Consider the following 18004-nt stretch of genomic DNA (forward strand, 5'->3'; position numbering starts at 1 on the left):
GTGCCTCAGTCATTGGCCACCCAGCCCTTGACCACCTGGGCCACGCGCTTGGAGTCGGTCTTTACGGCTTCACGCGCCATCCGCAGTCGTTCCTCATATGAATCCACCGGCAGGGCCAGTGCATCCGGCCCGCCCAGGCTGGCCCGGTCGGCGCCGAGCGCCGGCAGCGGCATGCCATCGTCATCGACCAGCTGCACGTCCGCGGTGTGCGGTTCCAGTGCCTGTTCGTCGTTCTTCTTGTTCTGGCCGGTGATCGCACGCAATGCCGGGCGCAGCACGCCGAACAGCAATGCCAGCACCACCACGGCGCCCAGCAGCATGCGGCCGGCGTCGTGCACCCACGGCAGCTCCCACCAGGCCGGGCCTTCGACCGGCGTGGTATCACGCACGAAGGGGGCGTTCATCACGGACACGGTATCGCCACGCTCGGCATTGAAGCCGACGGCCTGCTTGACCAGTGCCTCGACGCGGGTCAGTTCGGCGGCCGACAGCGGCTGCGGGCTGACCTTGCCGTTGGCGCCTGCGCGCGGCACGTTGTCCACCAGTACTGCCACCGAGACGCGCTTGATGCGGCCCGCCGGCTGACGGGTGTGCTGCAGGGTGCGGTCCAGCTCGTAGTTGCGGGTCGCGTTCTTGCTGCTTTCGGTCGGCGTCTGCGCAGTGGCCGGGGCGGCCTGCTGGCCCGGCGGGCTGTTGCTGGTCGCGCCCGGCACGCCCTGCGGGCCCGGGGTGCTGGTGGTGTTCTCGCTCATCTGCTCGCTGCGCAGCTTCTGCGGTTCACCGTTGTAGAGCTCACGGGCTTCCTCGGTCACCGAGAAATCCATGTCCACGCTCACTTCCGGGTTGACCCGGCCGGGGCCGGTCATCGGCTCCAGCAGCTCGCGGATGCGCTGGTTGAACGAGGTTTCCTGGCGGCGCACCTGCTCGAACTGGGCGGCGTTGACCGCCGCTTCGCTGTTCGGGTCGGTGATGCTGAGCATGCGCCCGCTCTGGTCGACCACGGTCACCCGTTCCGGAGCGAGGTCCGGAATGCTGGCCGCGACCATGTGCACGATGGCATCCACCTGGCTGCGTTCCAGCTGCTGGCCGCCACGCAGTTCTAGGGTGACCGAGGCGCTGGCCACGTCACGCTGGCGGGTGAAGGCGCTGGGCTTGGGAATGGCCAGGTGCACGCGCGAATCGCGCACCGGGCGCAGCGTGTTGATGGTGCGCGACAGCTCGGTTTCCAGCGCATGCTGGTAGCGTGCGCTTTCCACGAACTGGCTGACGCCGAAGCCCGGATCGCGTTCCATCAGCTCGAAGCCGAGCTTGCCGCTGTCGGTCAAGCCGGAGCCGGCCAGCTTCAGGCGGGCATCATGCAGGTTCTTTTCCGGCACGGTGATGCCGCCGGTGGCCGGGTCGAGCGCGAACGGAATCTGCGCGGCGCGCAGCAGGTCGGTCGCTTCAGCGGTCGCCTTCTGGTCCAGGCCCGTGTACAGCGGGACCATGCCGGGCTTCTGCGACCAGAAGAACACGGACAGGCCTGCCGCCACCGCCACCGCGATCATCGCCATCAGGCCCAGCCGACGGGTGATCTGCAGACTCTGCAGGCGGTCGAACCATTGCCCGGCCTTTTCGGCGTTCAGGCTGTCCTTGGAGAGCGTCAGTGCCATGCGTCTCTATTCCTTACAGCGGCATGTTCATCACGTCCTGGTAAGCCTGGACGAGACGGTTGCGGACTTCCACGGTGGCGCGGAAGGCGATCTGGGACTGCTGCGAGGCGACCATCACCTTGGCGAGGTCGGCGCTGGGGTCGCCCATTTCGAAGGCTTTGGCGAGGGCGCCGGACTTCTGTTGCGCATCGTTGACGCCGGCAATCGCACCACGCAGGGTTTCGGTGAAGCTGGCCGGCTGGGCCTGCGGCGCGTCCAGCACCGTGCCCGGCAGGGCGTTGCTGCGCGGCGTTTCGCCCAGCGGGTTGAGCGCCGGCTGTCCCATCTGGGTCTGATAGGAGCGGATCTGCGAAAGGATCGAAGTGACGGAGTGGGACATCTGCAACGGTTCCAGAAACAGGGGATGGGGTTGTCTGCTGGAGCAGGTGCAAGTGCCGTGCCGAAACCGGTTTTCGATTCAGTGAAGTGAGGGTGGGGGGGGGCAGGGCTGCGCCCTGCACCCGCAGAGGCCACGTCAACATCAACGTCAAAATCGGGCTATCCGTGGGGTGGCGGGGTGGGTCCGGTTACGGGGGGCGCCGTAAACCCGTCCTTGGGGGCTTGGCCGCGGCATCCATGCCGCGGACACCCCCGCAACCGGACCCACCCCGCCTTCGACAGTGGGCCGCGATCTGTTGGAACCTGCTGCTGATGGTGGGTGCCGACCGTTGGTCGGCACGCTGCTCTTGGTGGGTGTCGACCTTGGTCGACACGCTTTGGTCGGCACGGGATCTGACCCCATTGGAGGCGCCATTTAACCGGCGTCGGTTTTCTGGCCTACGGCTGCAGGGTCCAGTGGCCGGAATTCTGGCGCTGGCGCGGTGCGATGGGGCCGTCGTGCTGGGTGTAGATGAAGCGACCCTGATGGTTGCTCTGGCAGGTCAGCAGCAGGGTGTAGTGGGCGGGACCGGCCGGGTAGGCCTCGGTCATCTGGATTTCCGCGATATGCGGGGCCAGGCGCTGATAGCGGTAGCTACCGCCGATGCGGAGGTCGGTGCCGAGGATGTCCAGCACGTACTGGCTGCCAGCAAAGCTGAGCTGCACCATGCGCCCGGCGTTGGGGTTGTCGGGCGCGTACAACGGGTCGCTGAGGTTGGTGAATTGGCGTTGGTCCAGAGTGGTCGGCAGGGAGCAGTTGGCGGCAGTTGCCAGGACCGGGAAGAGCAGGGCGGCGAGCAGGGTGGTGCGATGCATGGTGGGAGCTCCTTGGGGTGTCCCTCCAATCCACCGCAGTTCGGCTCCGCTGTCTTTAGGAAAACGTGTAAAGGGGGGCAGAAACACCAACGCCCGGGCAAGCCCAGGCGTTGGTGCCCCCTTCATGCTGGTAGCGCGCTTCAGCCGGCCAGTTCGGCCTGCTCGCGCTCGATGCCGTACTTGCGCAGCTTTTCCACCAGGGTGGTGCGGCGCAGGCCGAGCAGCTGGGCGGCGTGGGCGACCACGCCCTGGGTGCGTTCCAGTGCTTCGTTGATCAGGCCCAGTTCGATGTTGGCCATGTGGTTGCGCAGGTCCAGACCGTCGTCGGGCAGTGCCGCCGGGGCGGCTGCGCGATTGACGGCGATACCGTGTTCCAGCGCCGGCTGGTTGCCGCTGCCTGGGGTGTGGAACGAGAAGCTGCGCAGGTCCAGGCGTTCTTCGCTGGCAACCGGAACCTCAGGTGCCGGCGCGGGGACGGCCAGCGCGGCATCGCCACGATAGCGTGCCGGCAGGTCCTGCACGCGCACCGAACCGCCCGGATGCAGCACCGCCAGGCGTTCGACCAGGTTGGTCAGCTCGCGCACGTTGCCCGGCCAGTCATAGCCGGCCAGGGCCTGCAGGGCTTCCGGGGTGAAGCGCACTTCGCCACGGCCGGTGCGCGCCAGCTGTGCGGCGATGGTTTCCACCAGCGCCGGCAGGTCTTCGCGACGCTCGCGCAGGGCGGGCACGTCGATCGGGAACACGTTGAGGCGATAGAACAGATCCTCGCGGAACTTGCCTTCGGCGATGCGCGTTTCCAGATCGCGGTGGGTCGCGGCCACGACGCGCACGTTGCAGCGGATGGTCTGGTTGCCACCGACGCGCTCAAAGCTGCGTTCCTGCAGCACGCGCAGCAGCTTCACCTGCATGGGCAGGCTCATGTCGCCGATTTCGTCGAGCAGCAGAGTGCCGCCCTCGGCCATTTCGAAACGGCCCTTGCGCGCGGTCAGTGCGCCAGTAAAGGCACCCTTTTCGTGGCCGAACAGTTCGCTTTCCAGCAGGTCGGCCGGAATGGCGCCGCAGTTGATCGCCACGAACGGACCATCACGGCGCGGCGAGCGCTGGTGGATCGCACGCGACACGACTTCCTTGCCAGTACCGGATTCGCCCAGCACCAGTACGGTGGTATCGAATGCGGCAACCTGCTCGATCATGGTACGCAGTGCAGTCACCGCCGGGCCGTTGCCGGTCGGGCCTTGATCCTGCGCGGCGCCGGCCTGGTGCTCGGCGTCCAGGCGCTTGAGGCTGGCGCGGCGCAGCAGGGCTTCCATCTGCGCATGGCGCAGCGGCGTTTCCAGCGGCCAGATGTTGGCTTCGTGCAGACCGTGCTGCTGGGCAAACGCTGCAGCATCACCATCGGCCAGCAGCACCGGCGGCGGCAGGCTGCTGCCGCCCAGCCAGTGGTACAGCGCGGTGCTGGCAGCGGTGTCGTCCAGGCTGCCGACGATGACGGCCATCCAGTCGTTCTGGCGCTGGCGGCCCAGGTCGAAGTCGGCCGCGTCGGCAACCCAGCGCGGGTTGAAATCCATGAACTCCAGCAGGGCAACGGTGCGCTCTGCGCGCACGGCGTCGTTGTCCAGCACCAGGATGCGCGATTCGCTCACGATCGATCCTCCCTGAGGCCTTCCAGGATCGGCATGACTTCCTGGATGTAGGACAGCTTGCTGACAAAATTGTCGGCGCCGGCGCGCAGCGCGTGTTCGCGGTGCTCGGCGTCGTCGAAGTGGCTGGCGATCACGATGTACGGTGCATCGTCCTGCGACTTGATCAGGCGGGTGGCCTGCAGGCCACCCATTTCCGGCATGGCCAGGTCCATCAGCACCACCTGCGGGCGCAGCGTCTCCGAGCGTTCGATCGCTTCCAGGCCGTTGCCGGCGCTGCCGACGATCTGCAGCCAGTCGATCTTGCGGAAATGGCGCATCGCCGCATTGATGAAGCCCTCGTGGTCATCGACCAACAGGACCGTGAGCTTGTTCATGTCCAACATCCTTTTCAGCCCACCCGGGCCAGCTGCGGTTGCCTGGCGCCAAGCCGGCGCCGTTCACGGGCCGGGGCGATGTCCAGTTGTTCTCGGTATTTTGCGACGGTTCGGCGGGCAATGTTCACCCCCTGACGCGACAGCAGGCCGGCGATGGCCTCGTCGGCCAGCGGGCGGCCGGCCGGTTCGGCGTCGATCAGGCGGCGGACCATGGCCTTCACGGCCTGGCCGGAGACGCTGGCACCTTCCAGGCGAACGGCGAAGAAGTGCTTCAGCTCGAAGGTGCCACGGGGGGTCTGCAGGAACTTGCCGGTGGTGATGCGCGACACGGTGGACTCGTGCATGCCGATTTCCTCGGCCACTTCCTTCAGGGTCAGCGGCGCCATGGCCTCCTCGCCTCGCACCAGGAACGCGGCCTGGCGCTCGACGATCACCCGCGCGGTGCGCAGAAGGGTGTCGTAGCGCATCGACAGGCCGCGGCTGAACCAGCGCGCTTCCTGCAGCATTTCGCGCAGTGCCGGTGCGGCCTCGCTGGTCTCGGCCAGGGCCTGTTCGTACTGGCTGTTGATCGAGACGCGGCGGCTGGTGGCCGGGTTCAGCGCGACCTTCCACTGGTCGTCGGCGTGCCAGGCGACCACGTCCGGCACCACCACGGCATTGCGTTCGGGCAGCAGGCTGTCACCCGGGCGCGGCTGCAGCGAGAGAATCAGGCGCACGGCTTCGCGCACGTCGTCGATCTCGGCGTCGTGCAGGCGGGCGAGGGCGGGGTAGTCGTGCGCGGCCAGCGCTTCGAGTGCGCCATCGAGAATGCGGGTGGCCAGGTGGCGGGCGGGGACTACGCCGTGGAGGCTGCGCAGCTGCGCCTGCAGGCCTTCGCGCAGGTCCTGCGCGGCCATGCCGGCGGGCTCGCCGTGCAGCAGTTGCTGGCGGATGGCTTCGACGCCGTCGGCGGCGATATCGAACTGGGCGCTGGCCAGCAGCTGCAGCTGGTCCAGCGGTGCCTGCAGGTAGCCGGCCTCGTCGCAGTGATCGAGCCAGAATGCTGCGACGGCCAGCTGGCGGTCGTCCATGTCCAGCGACAGGCGCTGCAGCACCCGCAGCTGCGGGTCGGTCGATTCGCCGGCGGCGATGCGCGCCATGCGGTCGTCGTCGCCGTCCTGCCAGCTGGCGCCGGCCACGTCCCACATCGACGACTCGGGCAGTTCGTCGAAGGCGGCGGTGTCCATCGTGGTGGCACTGGCCTCGGTGGCATCGGCGGCGGGCGCTTCGGCCTCTTCGATCTCCAGCAGCGGGTTGGAGTCCAGCAGGCGCTGGATTTCCTGCTCCAGGTGCAGGCCATCGAGCTGCAGCAGCCGGATCGACTGCAGCAACTGCGGGGTGAGGTGAAGTTGTTGGCCCAGCTGGGTCGAGAGTGCAGCCTTCATCGTGGTTCCCCGGCACCGCTCCCCGGCGCCTTGTGGAACACATCTTGCTTTTGATCCGGCGGGGGCGGAATCAGGGGGTTCCTGAGGGGCTTGGTGAATGTCCTGACAGGGTGTAGGGGTATTCCCTACATCGACGCAGATTGTTGACGATGATCGCTGCTAAGTTGCTGATTTCCGGTGCAGGGCCCGGGTTGATCGGGCTGCGCCGTGTACGGATTCCTGTCGGGGAGTGTCAGGGTGACGGGAATTCGACGCTGGGTGCGGGTTGGCTGCGTCGGCTGTCGATAGAGACGATCACCGGTAGAGTCGACTGTCAGTCGACTGCTCTCCGATCAGACCAAGGAAAAGTCCCGCGCTCCGCGCGCAAGTCGACTGGCAGTCGACTCTACCAACAGCCCACTCTACCCAGCCATCGCTTCGTCACGCCGAGGCTGGCGCTTACTCCAGCTCGTGCTGGTGGCGCGCGGCAAGCAGCAGCAGATCGTTGGCGCGGCGGCAGCCGAGCGATTCCATCATGCGTGCGCGGTGGGTCTCCACCGTCTTGACGCTGATGCCGAGGTCGGCGGCGATTTCCTTGTTGCTCTCACCCTTGCCGATGCGGCGCAGGATCTCGCGCTGACGCGGCGACAGCGCGGCGATGCCGGTGGGCTTCTCGCGGCCCAGCATCGGTGCCAGCATCTTGGCGGAGATCTGCGGGCTCAGGAACACCTGGCCGGCGTGCGCGGCGCGCAGCGCCAGTTCCAACTCCTGCGGTGCTGCATCCTTGACCACGAACCCGACCGCGCCGCGGTCCAGCGCATCGCGCACGTGAGCGGCATCGTCGTGCATGGTCATCATCACCACCCGGGTACCGGGCGCGCGCAGGCGGATGTCGCTGAGTGCTTCCAGGCCGGTGCGGCCCGGCAGCGAGAGGTCCATCAGCACCACATCCGGTGCGTGCTGCAGGGCCAGCTGCAGTGCCTGTTCGGCGTTGCTGGCCTCGGCAACAAGCTGCACGTCGGCAAACCCCTGCAGCAGCCGCGCCAGGCCGGCGCGGACGAGGGTGTGATCGTCGACGATGAGAACTCGCACAGGCACGCAACAGATCCGTGTAGGGGAGTCCACCTTAACTTAGCTGAACGGGCGCGCCAAGGCTTGCCCGCAAAGCGTGATGGTGGCAGGTTTCAGCGGGCGCGGCGCGCCTCGGCCACCTGGCGGCGGTGCAGGCGGAACAAGTGCCGCTCCATTGCCATCTCCAGGCCGTCACCCAGGCGCTGGAAACGCAGCCACAGGAAGTGGCCACCACCGCCGTCAGCCGCCTCGGCGACCACTTCCACCGGCAGGTCGATGTGGTCGGGCAGCCAATCGCTGGGCTGCAGGCGCACCACGCCGGCCTGGCCGGGGCTGGCGCCACTGCGTGGGCCCAGCTGCAGGCGGATGCCGCGGCGCGACCAGCGCACGGGGCGCAGGGTCAGTTCCTGGCCCTGCTGGCGTACCAGACGGCCGAGCAGCACCATCGCCAGATCCAGCTTGGCCTCCAGCCGCTGCAACTGCAGGCTGGCTTCATTGCGGTCGTCATGTTCGTCAACGCGGCTGTCTTCAACCAGCGCCAGGCTGCGCAGCAGGCCTTCGGCGCTGCTGGTGCGACCGGCCGCGCTGCCTGCCTGGAACTCGGCCGGCAGGGCCAGCTCGCAGCTGAGCGTCTCGTCGAACAGCTCGCTTTCGGCCGGATGATGCAGCGACGTGGTCGGCAGTTGGGTCATGCCAGCGATTCTGCCTGCAGGTAGGCATGTGCCGCGCGAAGGGAGCGCTGGCCGTCGTTCATCAGTGCGGCTGCTGCATCACGGCGCTGGCGCAGCAGGCCGAGCAGATTCTGCTGGCGTTCGAACAGCGCGGTCAGCGGTGCCTGGTCGGCGGCGGTCAGCGGCTGGCTGAGCAGTGCATGCAGCGTGCTGTCGTGGCCGTCGAGCAGGCTGTCGGCCTGGTCAAGGGATTCTTCGCCAAGGGCCTTCTCGAAGGCGTCCAGCTGGGCGTGCAGTTCATGCAGGCTCATGGCGCCACCGCGGCCGGGCGGCGCTGTTCCTGCGGGATCGCATTCCAGGCGCTGTCGATCTCGCCCAGCAGCTGAAGCGATTCATCCAGCGCGGCACGATCGTTGTGCAGGTTGGCCTCGGTCAGGCGCTGCAGCACGTAGTCGTACAGCGCAGACAGATTCCCGGCGATCTCGCCGCCGGCTTCATGATCCAGCGAGCCGTTGAGGTGGCCGACAATCGCACAGACCTCGCCGATCGCCTTGCCCTTGCCGGCCTGGTCGCCGCGCTCAAGGCTGGCCAGCGCGCGCCGTACGCGCTCCAGCGCGCCGGCCAGCAGCATCGCCACCAGCTTGTGCGGATCGGCATCGGCGACCGCACTGGTCACTCCCACCTGGCGGTACTGCTCGGCATATTGACGGCTGGAACCGTACATTCGTGATTCTCCTTGCGCGGGGTGCCGCCGGCTGATCGTGGGATCGGTACCGACGGCGCGGCGATGATTGCTGTTGCGTCCGTTATCGGTGCGTTGCGCGCCAAACTTGAGCGTTGCACGCAGTCCTTTAGCGGTTCAGCTGTGCCAGCTGCTGCTGCAGTGCGGAGTTGCTCTGCTGCAGTTTGCCCATCAGGCTGTCGAGCGCCAGGAACTGCTTCTTGTAGCGTTCCTCGACGTTCTTCATGCGCGTGTCGAGGTCCTTGCGACGCTTGTCGATGTTGTCCAGCGTGGTGTTCAGGCCCTTGGTGCGTGCAACGAAGGCGCCTTCCTTGCCAACCGTGGTGCTGACGTAGCCGTCGACCATCGTGTACAGCGTGCCTGCACCGCCGGTATCGCCGGTGATGGCCGCGCGGATCTTCTCCGGCTGGCTGGCCAGTGCAGCGGCAAATTTGGTGGTATCCAGCACCAGGCTGCCGTCGGCATTGGGATAGCCGCGCGTCTGCAGGCCCAGCACCTTCGGATCCAGGCCGTCGGCGGAAAGCTCCTTCAGCACGCCGGACATCATCGAGCGCAGCTGGCTGGAAGCACCACGCATCTGCGCGTCGCCGGTCAGCGTGGCCGCTTCCTTGGTCTTGGCGTCGTACTTGGTTTCGGTGTTGATCGCCGCGATCGCCGCGTTGTATGCGGTCACGAACTCCTGCATCACCTTGGTCGCGGCGGCGGTGTCGGTACTGATCACCACGGTGCTCTTGCCTGGAACCTTCAGGTTCAGGGTCAGGCCCGGCACGGCGTCGGCCACGGTGTTGCTGGCGCTGACCACCTTGACGCCATCGATGGTCAGTTCGGCATCGGCGGCGGGAGTGTTCTCCTTCAGGCTGCCGACCAGCGCGCCCAGCTTCGGGTCGCTGCCGCCGTATTCCAGCTTTATCGCGTTGGCCGCACCGGTCTTCTCCTGGGCGATCGACAGGTACTGGTTGTCGCCGGAGGTGATCAGCGTGGCCTGTACGCCTTCCTTGCGGCCGGCGGCATCGATCTTGTTGCGGATGGTGGTCAGCGTGTCGCCGTCCTCCACCGCCACATTCATGGTCTTGGCCTTGTCACCGACGCCAACCGTCAGCGTCAAGGTTCCGGCGCCGAAGGTGTCGGTCTTCGGGAACGAGGTGTCGGCAATCAGCTTGTGTGCAGTGGCGAGGGATTTCACCTCCACCTGGTGCGTGCCGTTGGAGGCGGCCGCCTTGGTCGTACCCAGGTCGTACAGCGCCACCGACGCGGTGAGCACATCTTCGGTGTTGGCGGGCTGTGCCTTACCGGATGCGGTTACCGTGCGCGTATCAAAGGCGGTGGTGGCCTTCAGTGCGGTCAGCGCGGTCTTCAGCTTGTCGAAGGCCGCGGTGACGGTGCCGATCGACGACAGCTGCATCTTGGCCTTGGACTGCTGCAGGTTCAGCGCGTTGTCGGCCGGCTTGCGGTCTGCCGCGACCAGCTGGTTGACGATGCTGGAGATATCCAGCCCCGAGCCAATGCCACCGTATCCAAAGTCTGCCACGTCGTTTCTCCTGGTATCCGGGCCTGGCCGCCGTGCGGTGGCCCGTCGTCAACGAAAATAGCGGCCTGCGCCGCTGGGTCTTGAGGACTTCGTTGATGCATGTGCCGTGCCAATGCTCCGGCGCGGGTTCTGGCACGCGGGTTGCAGGAGGGTTGGGGCAGGGTGCGGGTAGGTTCACCGCGGGCTGCCGGGAGTCTGCAAAAAGCCCTCCCCCAATGCAGGGGAGGGATCAGGCTACTGACAATCGGGGGGAGACGAAGCCGCCCGGTACGTACAGTCAAAGGTACAGCGCTGAAAGAGAGGTCCGCAGGAGCGGGCGATGCCAAGCCGGTTCGGGAGTGATCCCGGGCCGGGCATGGCCCGCGCCTTCGTGCATCGTGGCTTCCCGGTTGCCGCTGCCGTCGGTTCGACCCGACGGCAGCGGCGCCTTCTTGCCGTGTATCAGCGCAGCAGGCTGAGCACGCCCTGCGGCACCTGGTTGGCCTGGGCCAGCATGGCCGTACCGGCCTGCTGCAGGATCTGGGTGCGGGTCAGTTCGGCGGTTTCCTTGGCGAAGTCGGTGTCCTTGATGCGGCTGCGCGACGAGGACAGGTTTTCCGACGAGGTCTGCAGGTTGGCCACCACCGAGGTGAAGCGGTTCTGGATCGCACCGAGGTCGGCGCGGGTGCTGTTGATCGCACCCAGGGCCTTGTCGACCACTTCCAGGGCCTGCTGCGCGCCGAGCACGGTGCTCACGTCCAGCTTCTGCACGTTGGCCGAAGTGTCAGCACCGGCGGTGTAGGCACCGGCGGCGGCCGCAGTGCCCCAGGTCTTGGCAGTGGCGTCGTAGTCGCTGCGCATCAGGGCGATGTCGGCAGTGGCAACGGCCTTGCCTTCCTTCACCGAGCTCAGCTTCAGGGTGCCGTCGGCGTTGGCTTCGGCGTAGATGCCGGCCTCGCCGATCTTGGCGTTGATGGCGGTTGCAACGGCCTTGGATGCGTCAGCCGTGGTGGCGCCGGCCTTCACTTCGACGGTGCCGATATCCACGCCCATCACCGTGCCCGAGAAGCGCGCACCGTCGGTGCTGGCAGTCAGGGCCGCGGTTGCACCGGTCGCGAAGGTCGAGGTGCCCAGCGAGCCCGCCTTGGCGTCGATGGTCTTGTCGATGGCGATCGACTGGCCGGCGTTGGCGCCGACCTGGAACAGCTGGCTGGAGAACGAACCGTCCAGCAGCTTGGTGCCGTTGAAGTCCGACTGCTTGGCGACGCGGTCGATTTCCGAGACCAGCTGGGTCACTTCGGCCTGCAGCGCCTTGCGGTCACTGGCCGAGTTGGTGGCGTTGGAGGCCTGCACCGACAGCTCGCGGACGCGCTGCAGGTTGTTGCCGATTTCGGTCAGCGAACCTTCGGCGACCTGGGCCAGCGAGATGCCGTCGTTGGCGTTGCGGATGGCGACGTCGGTACCGCGGATCTGCGTGCCGAAGCGCTCGGAGATCGCCAGGCCGGCGGCGTCGTCCTTGGCGCTGTTGATGCGCGAACCGGAGGACAGGCGCTGGATGGTGGTGGCCAGCGAGCTGCCGCTGGTGCTCAGGTTACGCTGAGCATTCAGCGACATCGTGTTGGTGTTGATGACTTGTGCCATGGTGCTTTTCCTTTGGCGAAGGTGGGACGTGATTCAGGAGCCGGGCGCGCTTCATGCGGCGCCCGGAGGTCGAGCAGAGAGCGGATCAGCGCAGCAGGCTGAGCACGCCCTGCGGCACCTGGTTGGCCTGGGCCAGCATGGCCGTACCGGCCTGCTGCAGGATCTGGGTGCGGGTCAGCTCGGCGGTTTCCTTGGCGAAGTCGGTGTCCTTGATGCGGCTGCGCGACGAGGACAGGTTTTCCGACGAGGTCTGCAGGTTGGCCACCACCGAGGTGAAGCGGTTCTGGATCGCGCCGAGGTCGGCGCGGGTGCTGTTGATCGCACCCAGGGCCTTGTCGACGATTTCCATTGCCTGCTGGGCGCCCTTCACGGTGCTCACGTCCAGGTTGCTGGCGTACTTGGCGGCCGGCGCCGCAGCATCGGCAGTGGCCGTGAAGGTCGCCTGCGTGTTGCCTGCCCAGGTGCCGGGGGTCGCGGTGATCGCCTTGAACGAGCCATCAGCGTTGGCGCTGTCCTTGACCGAGGTCAGGGTGACGCCGGCGGTGCCGTTCACTTCGGCGTAGACACCGGTCTCGCCGATCTTGGCGTTGATCGCGGTCACCAGCGCTTCACGCGAGGCCTTGCCGGTGGCAGCGGCGTCGGCGCCCTGCTTGACCGAGACGTCAGCGATGGCCACGCCATTGATGGACAGGCCGGTGGTGCTGAAGTCAGCGTTGGTGCCCGGATCGGCCAGGGCCAGCGCGTTGGTGTCGAAGCGGGCACCACCCAGGGCGTTGGCCTTGGCGTCGATGGTCTTGTCGATGGCGATGGCCTGGCCGGCGTTGGCGCCCACCTGGAACAGCTGGCTGGAGAACGAACCGTCCAGCAGCTTGGTGCCGTTGAAGTCCGACTGCTTGGCGACGCGGTCGATTTCCGAGACCAGCTGGGTCACTTCGGCCTGCAGCGCCTTGCGGTCACTGGCCGAGTTGGTGGCGTTGGAGGCCTGCACCGACAGCTCGCGGACGCGCTGCAGGTTGTTGCCGATTTCGGTCAGCGAACCTTCGGCGACCTGGGCCAGCGAGATGCCGTCGTTGGCGTTGCGGATGGCGACGTCGGTACCGCGGATCTGCGTGCCGAAGCGCTCGGAGATCGCCAGGCCGGCGGCGTCGTCCTTGGCGCTGTTGATGCGCGAACCGGAGGACAGGCGCTGGATGGTGGTGGCCAGCGAGCTGCCGCTGGTGCTCAGGTTACGCTGAGCATTCAACGACATCGTATTGGTGTTGATGACTTGTGCCATGAGGAGAGGTCCTTGAGCGGTTGCACGTGAGTTGGGTTAGACGCCCCCGACGTGCCCCGGGGGCGGCTCATGTCAGCGCTGCAACAGGCTGAGCACGTTCTGCGGTACCTGGTTGGCCTGGGCCAGCATGGCCGTACCGGCCTGCTGCAGGATCTGGGTGCGGGTCAGCTCGGCGGTTTCCTTGGCGAAGTCGGTATCGCGGATGCGGCTGCGCGATGCCGACAGGTTCTCCGAGGAGGTCTGCAGGTTGGCCACCACCGAGGTGAAGCGGTTCTGGATGGCGCCGAGGTCGGCGCGGACGCTGTTGACCGACTCCAGGGCCTTGTCGACGATCGACATCGCCTTCTGCGCGCCCTCGGCGGTGGTGACGTTCAGGTCCTTGACGAAGCTGACCGCTGCACCGGTCAGGGTGCCGCCGTTGGTGCTGGTCTCGGTCAGGCCCAGGCCGGCGAGGGTGGCGGCGGTGACGCCGGTCGGCGGGGTTGCGGCGCTGACGCCCAGGGCGAAGGTCTGGCCATCCTTGACCGACGCCAGGCTGATGACACCGGCATTGACCGAAGCAACCACGCCGGTTTCGCCCAGCTTGTTGTTGATCGCCGCAGCGGTGGCCGAGGTGATCGATTCGCCGGCCTTCACGGTGAAGTCACTGATGGTGACCGTAGTGGCGGTGCCACCCGGCGGAGTGACCGAGACCTGCAGGCCCGAGTAGGTGGTGTCGGCGGTGGCCTTGTCGGCGGCGGCCAGGCTGGTGCCGGTGTAGCCGTTGGCAAAGGTGGCCGCGCCCAGTGAATCGGCCTTGGCGTTGACCACGCTGTTGATGGCGATGGCCTGGCCGGCGTTGGCGCCGACCTGGAACAGCTGGCTGGTGAAGCTGCCATCCAGCAGCTTGGTGCCGTTGAAGTCGGCCTGCTTGGCCACGCGGTCGATTTCGGAGACCAGCTGGGTCACTTCGGCCTGCAGGGCCTTGCGGTCGCTGGCCGAGTTGGTGGCGTTGGAGGCCTGCACGCCCAGTTCGCGGATGCGCTGCAGGTTGTTGCCGACTTCGTTCAGCGAACCCTCGGCGACCTGGGCCAGCGAGATGCCGTCGTTGGCGTTGCGGATGGCCACGTCCAGACCACGGATCTGGGTGGTGAAGCGCTCGCTGATGGCCAGGCCGGCCGCGTCGTCCTTCGCGCTGTTGATGCGCAGGCCGGACGAGAGGCGCTGGATGGTCGTAGCGAGCGAGCTGCCGCTGGTGCTCAGGTTGCGCTGAGCGTTGAGCGACATCGTATTGGTGTTGATTACCTGTGCCATGGGGTCGTCTCCTCTTATATGGAACCCGTTGGTGAATGAAACGAAGCGCCGCCTGTTTTTTTTGTGTGGCTGTGTGCTTCGCTGTTGCCAAATGAATAACGGCGCTTTGTCAACAACCTTTAGCCGTGAATTCCGTTGAAGCCGCAATTCGTTGCCGGAGGCTGTTTTTCCGGGGTTTTCCAGCCCTGGAAGGGCGTGGAAGTGCCCCCCGGAAGGGGCGGCTGGGCAAGCCCAGCCGGCGCTGATGAAGGTATCGGCGGGGGGCTGCCTGGCTTGATGGGCAATCACGGAAAATGCGCGTAAGGCGGGCTGGTGGGCTGTTGGCCTGGCGTGTTCCACGGCAACGGGCCGCAGAAACGAAAAAGGCCGCGATGCAGGGCATCGCGGCCTTTCAGGGGTGACGCAGGAGATGCGTCAGCGGATCTTGTTGAACAACGACATCGACTGCATCTGCGAGAAGATCGTCTGCGCCGCCTGCAGCGCAGTGCTCTGCAGCTGGTACTGGCTCAGTGCATCGGCGTAGTCCAGGTCGCGCATCTGCGACAGCGTGGTCTTCAGGGTCACGCTGTTGGCTTCACGCATGTCGGCGGCATTGTCCAGTGCCTTCAGCTGCGCACCGCCGGCCGCACGCGAATCGATCATCCGCTCCGATGCACGGGCCACATCGCGCAGGGCGCTCTGCAGTTCGTTCTGCTGCGCGCTCATCTTGGCGGTGGTGCCGGTGTCGGCATCAAGCGCGGCAATCAGCTTGTCCATGGTGTCGAAGATGTCGCGGCTGGTTGTCGGCTTCACACTGAAGCTGTCACCGGCAGCGGGTGCGCCGGTGATCTGCAGGCGTACACCGTTGACTTCGACGTTGTCACCGGCCTTGAACGTGCCGGTGCCGGTCACGTTGCCAGCACCGTCCAGTACCTGGTACTGGTCGGCGGCGGTGAAGCGGATGCTGAAGGACTGGCCGTTCCAGCTGTCGCTGCCATCGCGGGTGATGTTGGTCAGCACGCCGTTGCCGGTATTGCCGGCCGCGGCAACACCATCGACGAAGCCGTCGCCGGTAGGAATGCGCATGAAGATTTCGCTGCCGGGCAGGGCATCCCGTACATAGGTATCGGGGCCGACTTCAATCTGGCGCTGGGTCTGGTCGCCACGGTAGACCACCTTGCCATTGATCTTGGCGAACGGCGGATCACCATCGTTGGTGCCGCCGAACACGTAGCGGCCGGTGCCGTCCTCGGCGTTGGCCAGCGACAGCAGGCCCTCGCGGATCTGGTTCAGCTCGGTGATCAGCGTTTTCTTGTCGGCGGCGCCCAGTGCCGGATTGCTGGCCTGGATGGTCAGGTCGTTGACGCGCGCCATCAGATCGTTGACCTGGGCCAGGGTGTTTTCCTGTACGCCCAGTCGGTTCTGCACGTTGCCGGCATTGAGCTTCATCCGGTCCAGGGCTGCCAGGCTGCGATCAAGGCCCACGGCAGCACCGGCGCCGACCGGATCGTCCTTCGCGCTGACGATCTTGCTGCCGGTGGCGATCTGCTGCTCCAGGTGGCTGAGCTTGGCCTGCTTGGCCATCATCAGCGACACCGACTGGTTGTACATCATGCTGGTGGAGATGCGGCTGCTCATCGGCGGACGGCTCCCAGGATGGTCTGGAACATGCTGTCGGCGGTGGAGATCAGCTGCGAGGCCGCCTGGTAGGCCTGCTGCAGGCGCAGCATGTCGGCGGCTTCCTCGTCCAGGTTGACGCCGGACACTTCATCGCGCGCTTCCTGCGCCTTGTCATTGATCACCAGCTGGGCGTCCAGCGAGTACTCGGCCGAACGTGCTGCGGCGCCGACCTGGGTGGTGAGGCCGCCCAGCGCGCCGTTCAGCGTCACGGTGCCAGCGTTGAACGCCTTGGCGCTCTCGACCTTGGCCAGCTTGGCGGCATTGCTGTTGTCCGAGGAGCCGGCCGGGGTCGGGGTGATGTTGAAGGTGTCGCCGACCTTCGGAGCGCCGTCCAGCACGAAGCTCCAACCGTTGGCACTGATGGTCTGGCCGGGGGTGTAGGTCTGCGGCGGGCCGCCATCGATGGTATAGGTGGTGGCCGAGGTGAACACGATCGCGGCCGGATTGCGCAGGTTGGCGTTGGTCGAATCGCTGACGGTGACCCCGCTGAGCTTGCCGGTGCCGGTGTTGGAGGTCGCGGCCGCGCCCTTCACTGCAGCGGCAGCGGCGATGCGCGAGGGATCGGTGATCGCCACTTCCATGCTGCCGGCCACACCTGCGGTGGGCTGGAGCAGGAACCGATCGTTGGCGGCCGGAGTGCCGCCGACCACCATTTTGACGCCGTTGATCACCAGGGGGTCGGCAGCGGTGCCAGTGCCGGTCAGTGGAACACTGGCGCCGGTGTCGGCGCGGCTGGCCTTCCAGTTGGTGCCGTCGAACTGCAGCACCACGTTCTGTGCATCCAGCTTGCCGAGGTCGCCATAGGTGGCGCTCAGGCTCGCGGTGCCGGTGTTGGCGTTGTTGGCGGTGACGCGCGGGTTGCCGATGTTGAAGAAGTCGCCACCCAGCTGGCCATACATGTCCACGCCCTGGTGATGGGCCTGGTTGAACGTTTCGGCCAGGCCCACGGCGAGCTTGCCCAGTTCGGCCTGGGCCGGGGTCAGCACGGTGTCGCGGAACTCCAGCAGGCCACCGATCTGGCCACCGACCGCCTTTGCATCAAGCCGGATCGTGTTGCCCTGGGTCTCCAGCGCCAGCTGCAGGCGCTCGGGCTGGTACGGGTCGGCCACGGTGGTGACCTTGGTCGCCGTGGTACCCACCACCAGCGCGTTGCCGCCGGCGGTGTAGACATTCATGATGCCGCCGTCCTGGATCACCGCCGTGCCACCGGTGTAGCCGATCAGCTGGGTGATCAGCTGGTCGCGACGATCAAGCAGGTCAGGCGCGGCCGTGGCGAGGTTGGTGCCGATGGCGCCGTTGATCTGCGCGATCTCCTGCGCCAGGCGGTTGACCTCGGTGGCACCGGCCATCAGGCCGTTGTTGACCTCGCTGTTGAGGTTGTTCAGGTGCGTGTTGAGCTGCACGAAGCGATTGGCCAGCGCCTTGCCGCCGTCGAGCATGTTCTGGCGGTCGGCGGTGCCGGACGCATTGGAGGACAGGCCACTGACCGAGTCGAAGAAGTTCGACCACACACCGGCCACGTTGGTGGCGGCGTCGGAGAACAGCGCGTTGACCCGGTCGGCCATGCCGGAGAGCTGCTTCAGGCGCGCCAGCTCACCGCTGCTGTCGAGCAGGCGCGAGATGGCCAGCTGATCGGCGGTGCGGCGGATGTCGGTGATGCGGGTACCGTTGCCGATCGTGCCGTAGCCGTAGTTCTGCGGATCAGCGGTGGCGAAGTTGACCTTCTGCCGGCTGTAGCCCGGGGTATTGAGGTTGGCCACGTTGTGGCTGGTGGTCGCCAACGCACGCTGGAAGGCGAGCAGGGCACCGGTACCGGTGGAAAGTACGCTGGACATGGAG

General features: G+C 66.6%; 16 protein-coding genes. All 16 read right to left on the minus strand.

Annotated elements, in window-relative coordinates:
- Positions 1-5: 5 nt before the first annotated feature.
- Positions 6-1652: a flagellar basal-body MS-ring/collar protein FliF gene (gene fliF / locus FQS62_RS10555; protein WP_049444832.1), complete on the minus strand. Its 1647-nt coding sequence runs from the start codon at positions 1650-1652 to the stop codon at positions 6-8.
- 13 nt (positions 1653-1665) lie between these two features.
- Positions 1666-2031 carry a flagellar hook-basal body complex protein FliE gene (gene fliE, locus FQS62_RS10560; protein ID WP_005409552.1) on the minus strand — a complete coding sequence of 122 codons (366 nt, stop codon included), beginning with the start codon at positions 2029-2031 and terminating at the stop codon, positions 1666-1668.
- A gap of 437 nt (positions 2032-2468) precedes the next feature.
- Positions 2469-2885, minus strand: a complete 417-nt coding sequence (locus FQS62_RS10565; RefSeq protein ID WP_088479344.1) for a hypothetical protein — start codon at positions 2883-2885, stop codon at positions 2469-2471.
- A gap of 140 nt (positions 2886-3025) precedes the next feature.
- The gene (locus FQS62_RS10570) at positions 3026-4528 is read right to left on the minus strand and encodes a sigma-54 dependent transcriptional regulator (protein ID WP_107379555.1); all 1503 of its coding nucleotides are present in this window, start codon (positions 4526-4528) and stop codon (positions 3026-3028) included.
- Complete coding sequence (locus FQS62_RS10575) at positions 4525-4902, minus strand: response regulator (protein WP_010485922.1); 378 nt, start codon at positions 4900-4902, stop codon at positions 4525-4527. Before FQS62_RS10575 ends, FQS62_RS10570 begins: the two co-directional genes overlap by 4 nt.
- 14 nt (positions 4903-4916) lie before the next feature.
- The gene (gene rpoN, locus FQS62_RS10580) at positions 4917-6326 is read right to left on the minus strand and encodes an RNA polymerase factor sigma-54 (protein WP_088479346.1); all 1410 of its coding nucleotides are present in this window, start codon (positions 6324-6326) and stop codon (positions 4917-4919) included.
- 438 nt (positions 6327-6764) lie between these two features.
- Positions 6765-7397: a response regulator gene (locus FQS62_RS10585; RefSeq protein ID WP_005413261.1), complete on the minus strand. Its 633-nt coding sequence runs from the start codon at positions 7395-7397 to the stop codon at positions 6765-6767.
- Between the two features lie 92 nt (positions 7398-7489).
- Positions 7490-8068 (minus strand): PilZ domain-containing protein, encoded by a 579-nt coding sequence (locus tag FQS62_RS10590; protein ID WP_049449549.1) that lies wholly within the window; start codon positions 8066-8068, stop codon positions 7490-7492.
- Positions 8065-8358 carry a hypothetical protein gene (locus FQS62_RS10595; RefSeq protein WP_208043732.1) on the minus strand — a complete coding sequence of 98 codons (294 nt, stop codon included), beginning with the start codon at positions 8356-8358 and terminating at the stop codon, positions 8065-8067. The genes FQS62_RS10590 and FQS62_RS10595 overlap by 4 nt, the downstream gene beginning before the upstream one ends.
- A complete protein-coding gene (fliS, locus tag FQS62_RS10600; RefSeq protein WP_005409561.1) occupies positions 8355-8771 on the minus strand; it encodes a flagellar export chaperone FliS in 417 nt (138 codons plus the stop codon). The genes FQS62_RS10595 and fliS overlap by 4 nt, the downstream gene beginning before the upstream one ends.
- A gap of 127 nt (positions 8772-8898) precedes the next feature.
- The gene (fliD, locus tag FQS62_RS10605; RefSeq protein ID WP_154349017.1) at positions 8899-10317 is read right to left on the minus strand and encodes a flagellar filament capping protein FliD; all 1419 of its coding nucleotides are present in this window, start codon (positions 10315-10317) and stop codon (positions 8899-8901) included.
- Between the two features lie 441 nt (positions 10318-10758).
- On the minus strand, positions 10759-11937 hold the full coding sequence (locus FQS62_RS10610; protein WP_057501107.1) for a flagellin: 1179 nt from the start codon (positions 11935-11937) through the stop codon (positions 10759-10761).
- A gap of 85 nt (positions 11938-12022) precedes the next feature.
- A complete protein-coding gene (locus tag FQS62_RS10615) occupies positions 12023-13213 on the minus strand; it encodes a flagellin (protein ID WP_057501108.1) in 1191 nt (396 codons plus the stop codon).
- A 72-nt stretch (positions 13214-13285) separates the two neighbouring features.
- Positions 13286-14506 carry a flagellin gene (locus tag FQS62_RS10620; RefSeq protein ID WP_019659613.1) on the minus strand — a complete coding sequence of 407 codons (1221 nt, stop codon included), beginning with the start codon at positions 14504-14506 and terminating at the stop codon, positions 13286-13288.
- Between the two features lie 414 nt (positions 14507-14920).
- Positions 14921-16123: a flagellar hook-associated protein FlgL gene (gene flgL / locus FQS62_RS10625; RefSeq protein ID WP_049446332.1), complete on the minus strand. Its 1203-nt coding sequence runs from the start codon at positions 16121-16123 to the stop codon at positions 14921-14923.
- Entirely contained in the window at positions 16120-18000 is a 1881-nt protein-coding gene (flgK, locus tag FQS62_RS10630; RefSeq protein ID WP_208043537.1) for a flagellar hook-associated protein FlgK, read from the minus strand. The genes flgL and flgK overlap by 4 nt, the downstream gene beginning before the upstream one ends.
- Positions 18001-18004 lie beyond the last annotated feature (4 nt).

Source organism: Stenotrophomonas sp. SBJS02 (assembly GCF_020428325.2).
Classification (GTDB): Bacteria; Pseudomonadota; Gammaproteobacteria; order Xanthomonadales; family Xanthomonadaceae; genus Stenotrophomonas; species Stenotrophomonas africana.